The organism is Blautia sp. CGZ-1-C1 (assembly GCF_056504575.1).
This window is the reverse complement of sequence record NZ_JBWLUT010000132.1, coordinates 58,899-64,898: the sequence shown is the minus strand read 5'-3', so window position 1 is coordinate 64,898 and position 6,000 is coordinate 58,899. Positions and strand designations below refer to the sequence as shown.

The window sequence follows — 6,000 nt, the reverse complement described above, 5'->3', positions numbered from 1 at the left end:
GCTGGATCTGAAGCTGCCTTTCTATAATGGCTTTCACTGGTGTGAAGAAATACGCAGAATTTCTCAGGTTCCGGTTATCTTTATTTCTTCGGCGGCAGATAACATGAATATGGTTATGGCAATGAGCCGCGGTGCAGATGATTTTATTGCAAAACCGTTTGATATGGATGTACTGACTGCAAAAATTCAGGCGATTCTGCGCCGCGCATATTCCTTTGGAACTCCGGGAAATGTTCTCTCTGGAATATAATGGAGTTGTTCTGAGTCCTTCCCGCTGTACCCTGACGTGGAATGGAAACGATATTGATCTTACGAAAAATGAGCTTCGTATTCTGGAAATATTGATGGAGCATGCCGGAAAGGTTGTTTCCAGAGATGCGATTATGACGAAGCTATGGGAGAGCGACAGTTTTATTGATGACAATACGCTGACTGTGAATATTACCCGCCTGCGCAGGAAACTGGAAAAAGAAGGGCTGAAAGAATTTATCATTACCAAAAAAGGTCTTGGATATATGGTATAAGGCGCAGTATAAACAAAAGGATTTTTTATGAAACTATTTCTGGATTATATAAACAAAATTAAATTCTATATCATTCTGCAGATGTTTCCCGTAATACTTGCAGAAATAATTTTCTTTCTTTATCAGCTGCCGATAGAACCGATGGTGTATGTTACTGTTTTCTGGTTATTAACCGGAATTTGTGCGTGTCTGAACGGATTTTACAGATACAGGAAAAAGGTACAACAGTTGGAACTGATCGCAGCTGCACCGGATATTAATCTTTCGCAGCTGGATTCTCCTGTTGGTCAGGCTGAAAGACTTCAACAGGAAATCATGCAGCAGCTGGATCAGATGCGTATCGATGTGGAGACTGCCAGCCAGAAGTCGTCTGAAGACATGACAGATTATTATACGATGTGGGCACATCAGATCAAAACGCCGATTTTTGCACTGCGTCTTTTGCTTCAGGAGAGTCCTGAGGAAAATAAAGAGAAACTTTCGGAACTTTTTAAAATTGAGCAGTATGTGGAGATGGTTCTTGGTTATCTAAGGACAGAGGATATGTCTTCGGATCTTAAGCTTTCCCGTTGTTCTCTTGACAGGATCATACGTGATCAGATTCATAAATATGCAGGAATTTTTGTCTCAAAGAAACTCACACTTACTTATGAAAGTATTTCGCAGGATGTTCTGACGGATGAAAAATGGCTGGGATTTGTGATCGGACAAATTTTATCCAATGCCCTGAAATATACCCGGACCGGAGGAATCCGAATTTATCTGGAGAAAAAATTAACTTTGGATACAGATGATGTAAGTATTTCAGTAGGAAATGATGGCTGCAATAAAGTAGAAAACCTTACCCTGGTCATTGAAGATACCGGAATTGGTATTCGTGCAGAAGATATTCCGCGAATCTTTGAAAAAGGCTACACCGGGGTAAACGGACGGGACGATAACCGCGCAACAGGTATCGGACTGTATCTCAGCAACAAGATTATGCATAAACTGGGACATCGCCTTTATATAACTTCTACGGAAGGAAAAGGAACGAAAGTATTTTTTGAATTTTCTGGTAAAGATTTGGATATGTATTAATTTTTTCGAATTAATATAAGATAGCTCTATGCTTCAACCGGAAAACTACCTAATAATGGATGGAAACTTACTAATATCTAAGTGACACGAAACCTTACAGAAATGTAAGGTTTTTTCATATAATGTAACCTGTTTCGATGGCAGAAGCCGTAAAAAATTCTTATACTTACGGTATCAATTAAAAGAAAGGAGCCCCATTTATGGCTTTGCTTGAAGTTACAAATATCAAAAAAATATACAGTACACGTTTCGGGGGAAACAAGGTACAGGCGCTTTCAAATGTTACATTTTCTGTAGAGGAAGGTGAGTTTGTCGCGATTATGGGGGAATCTGGTTCCGGTAAGACGACCTTGCTGAATATTCTTGCGTCTCTGGATCGTCCGACATCCGGAGAGGTTCTTCTGGAAGGAAAAAATATCGTACACCTTACAGAAAAAGAAATATCAGCATTCAGAAGGAAAAATCTTGGATTTGTTTTTCAGGATTTTAATTTGCTGGATACCTTTAGCCTGAGAGATAATATTTATCTTCCACTTGTTCTTACAGGAGAAGATTATCGTGAGATGGAACAGAAAATCCGCCCGATTGCGCAGGCTCTTAAGATCACAGAAATTCTGGATAAATTTCCATATGAAGTTTCCGGTGGTCAGAAACAACGTGCTGCTGTTGCAAGGGCGTTGATCACGAATCCCAAACTGATTCTTGCGGATGAACCGACGGGCGCACTTGATTCAAAGGCGGCATCAGCACTTCTTTCCGTATTTGGTGAAATCAATGCAGAGGGACAGACAATCCTCATGGTCACACACAGTGCACAGGCAGCCAGCCATGCGTCCAGAGTCCTTTTCATCAAAGACGGAGAAGTTTTTCATCAGATATACAAAGGCAGTAAATCGCGTCAGGAAATGTATCAGATGATCGCGGATACGCTTACGATACTTACGACAGGTGGTGAGCAGCATGCATAAGAGGATTTTTTCCAGACTTGCAAAACAGAATATCCGAAACAACAAAAGCACATATATTCCATACATGATCACCTGTATTTTCTGTATTGCAATGATTTATATGATGGAATTTCTGCGTGACTGCCCGACACTGGATCAGGCAGTGCGTCAGGCGGATGAAGTGCGTATGATCGTGTTTACAGGAGAGATAGTCGTAGAGATCTTCTGTATTATTTTTCTGATCTACAGTAACAGTTTTCTGATGAAGAGAAGGCAGAAAGAGATAGGCCTTTATAATATTCTTGGACTGGAAAGAAATCACATTGGAATCGTAATGTTTCTTGAAACGATCATTACCTCAATAGGTTCACTTGCCGGCGGTATTGCAACCGGAATTATTGGAAGTAAGCTGGCACTTCTTTTGCTGTTAAAGTTGCTTCATATCCCTTCAGTGCTTGGATTTTATATTTCAGTAAAGGGGATTTTTACCTGTCTGTTTATGTTTGGCATCATATTTTTGATGATTCTGTTTCTGAACCTTGCGAAAATTCATTTAAGTCGTCCGGTAGAATTACTTCGCGGTAATAATACCGGAGAAAAAGAACCGGCAGCAAAATGGCTTATGGCATTGATTGGTTTTATCTGCCTTGGCGCAGGTTATTACCTTGCGGTTACGACTGAATCTCCAATCAAGGCAATTACGATATTTCTTCTTGCTGTTATTCTTGTTATGGCAGGGACTTATCTGCTTTTTACCGCAGGAAGTATTGTGATTCTGAAATTTCTCCGACGCAGAAAGAGTTTTTATTACAGGACTGGAAATTTTATCAGCATATCGGGAATGCTTTATCGAATGAAGCAGAACGCAATCGGTCTGGCAAGTATCTGTATATTAAGTACAGGCGTTCTGCTTATGATTTCCATGACAGTTTCCATTTATTTCGGCATGAATGATATTATGCTGAATCGCTATCCGTATGATGTTGATATGTCTGTTACCAGCATAAGCGAAGAAGAATGTCAGACCGCAATAGAGGCTTTTGAAAAAACTATTGCGGATAATAAAGTTCCGGTAGAAAAGTCTGTGGAGGAAATCTATCTGGATATCGTATGCAGCAAAAACGGTGATCAGATTCTGATAAAACCAACAAATACTATTCGAAATTCTGATTCAGTACTGGTACTTTCTCTTTTGGATCAGGCAGAATATGAAAGACTTACAGGAATTTCTGCAAATCTCAATGATGGTGAAATTTTTGCATGGTATCCTTCGGCAGTGCAGAAAGATTCAGTTACTGTTGATGAAAAAGAATTTACAGTGAAAAAATGGATGGATAAGAATCCTCTGACCTGTGGCGAAGATGCAGTCAGTGATAATGCAGTGCTGGTTGTTACAGATGAAGATTTTAAGAAATTTGATGAGATGCGTACAGAAATGTATAAAGGAGTTTCTTCTGCTCCTGCGGGAGAGGACCTGACACTTCATCTTGGCCTGGACATTACTGGTTCGGAGACGGATAAGATTGATTTTGGAACCCCGGTAATGGAAACTGTTAAAGATTTGAAAAAAAGCGGAGGTTTATCAGAGAATGCATGGATAATTTCCGGAATCCGTCAGCAGGAATATGAGTCCTATTATGCGGATAATGGTTCTCTTTTGTTTATCGGAATCTTTCTGGGTTCTCTTTTCCTTATGGGAACAGCTATGATTATTTATTATAAACAGATTTCAGAAGGTTATGAAGACCAGAAGCGATTTGAGATCATGCAGAAGGTTGGCTTAAGCCGCCGGGAGGTCAGAAGTTCTGTCCGCAGACAGATTCTGATGGTATTTTTCCTCCCGCTGTTAATGGCAATGCTTCATATTACCATGGCATTTCCTATGATCCGCCGGTTACTTTTACTTTTCGGAATGACGAATACGAAGTTATTTATTGGATGCACAGCAGGAACAGTTCTGATCTTTGCTGTTGTGTATGGGTTGATTTATCTTATAACGGCGCGTTCTTACTATCATATTGTGGAGAGAAAATAACTATTCAGCAGTCTGCTGACTGCGAGGTAAACAGTTACAACGAAAATAATATCAGGGTCAGAAGATTCTTAAATCACTCGTGTTTCTGATCGAACAAATCACCCTCCGATGAACAAAACGATTATATGCTACATATTTTTGAATAACTGCGCGTCGCATTCTCGTTACTTTAGTGATGAGTTAGACGCGCAAATTTTTTATTAAATATCAATTATGATTTTTTGAGTTTACATGATCATCTGGAATAACATAACCATAACCGGCATTGTAATGATTGATAACAAAGTGGTCATAACATTGATCGCACTGGCGTACCTGGAATCATTTCCATAAACCTGACACATCTGCGTTACTGTAGACGCAGATGGAGTGATGATCGCCAGAAAGACGATAAGCATAATCTTATTGCCATCCGCGGAAAAGGAAGCCAGATTGCTGAGTTTTATCAGCACAAGAGCAATCAAAGGAACAACTATTAAACGCAAAAAAGTGATAAAATAAACTCTTTTATTTGCAAATATCTGTTTCAGATTCATTCCTGCAAAGAGCATACCTGTTACAATCATGCTGGCAGGACCAATCATAGTTCCAACGGAAGCAAGCGTATTTCCGATAATTTCCGGCAAGCGGATTCCTGTAAAGAAAAGTATAACACCAATAAATATGGAAATCATATTGATGTTCAATATAATCTTTTTCCAGTCATAAGAAGCTTCACGACTGATGATCTTCTTACAGTGAGTCCACAGAAAAACAAGCTGCACACTCATAAAAACACATCCGTACAGTACCCACTCTTGTCCAAGAATAAATGTGACAATCGGTACGATCAGGTTTCCGGAATTAGAGTAGTAAACGGAAGCGACTTCCACTTCGTTCAGGTGTAAAAGCCTTCCTGCTACGGAAATAACAACAAGAAGAATCACCTGAGTCATAACAGATGCGGCAAAAGCAATCAGAAGTCCTTTTACGGTATCTGTAGTATAATCAACCTGAAAAGCATTGATAATGACGCAGGGAACGATCAGATAAAGAATGATCTTCGATAAAACTTTGCTGTCGTCGTCCCTTACAAGTCCCGTCTTTACAATTAAATATCCCATGAAGATCATAAGAAAAAGCTGCACGATCTGCTGCATGAGAAGTATACTGATGTTCATAAAATTATCCCCTGCATTTCTTGTAAAATTAATCTGGCTGGCAGAGGTCTGGTTCCTAGAGCGTGTTTGAAAATCTGCCAACGATCGAGGATATTATAGAACTTCTATAAGACGATTTCAAGGTTTACAAACCACTTCTGTCAGGAAATGCAGATGAGCCGACCGGGGCGTTTGACAGTGAAATTGTCAGCGACTCAAACCCATATATGCCAGAAGAAGAGCCAGCGCTAGAAAAGGTTTAACGAATGAAAAAG

Annotated in this window: 4 protein-coding genes and 1 pseudogene; 4 read left to right on the top strand and 1 reads right to left on the bottom strand. The window is 39.7% G+C overall.

The window, feature by feature from the left end; genetic code table 11:
* From AC058W_RS13020 to AC058W_RS13005, 4 genes and pseudogenes are all read left to right on the top strand, one after another.
* Window positions 1-524, top strand: a pseudogene (locus tag AC058W_RS13020) (response regulator transcription factor); the annotation flags it as partial.
* A 27-nt stretch (window positions 525-551) separates the two neighbouring features.
* Window positions 552-1,604 carry a sensor histidine kinase gene (locus tag AC058W_RS13015; protein ID WP_479390165.1) on the top strand — a complete coding sequence of 351 codons (1,053 nt, stop codon included), beginning with the start codon at window positions 552-554 and terminating at the stop codon, window positions 1,602-1,604.
* Between the two features lie 200 nt (window positions 1,605-1,804).
* The gene (locus tag AC058W_RS13010) at window positions 1,805-2,572 is read left to right on the top strand and encodes an ABC transporter ATP-binding protein (protein ID WP_117676781.1); all 768 of its coding nucleotides are present in this window, start codon (window positions 1,805-1,807) and stop codon (window positions 2,570-2,572) included.
* Entirely contained in the window at window positions 2,565-4,586 is a 2,022-nt protein-coding gene (locus AC058W_RS13005; RefSeq protein ID WP_294439814.1) for an FtsX-like permease family protein, read from the top strand. Before AC058W_RS13010 ends, AC058W_RS13005 begins: the two co-directional genes overlap by 8 nt.
* Before the next feature lie 227 nt (window positions 4,587-4,813).
* Here the strand turns inward: AC058W_RS13005 and AC058W_RS13000 are convergent, their stop codons facing one another.
* Window positions 4,814-5,746: an AEC family transporter gene (locus tag AC058W_RS13000; protein WP_118516854.1), complete on the bottom strand. Its 933-nt coding sequence runs from the start codon at window positions 5,744-5,746 to the stop codon at window positions 4,814-4,816.
* Between the last annotated feature and the right edge of the window lie 254 nt (window positions 5,747-6,000).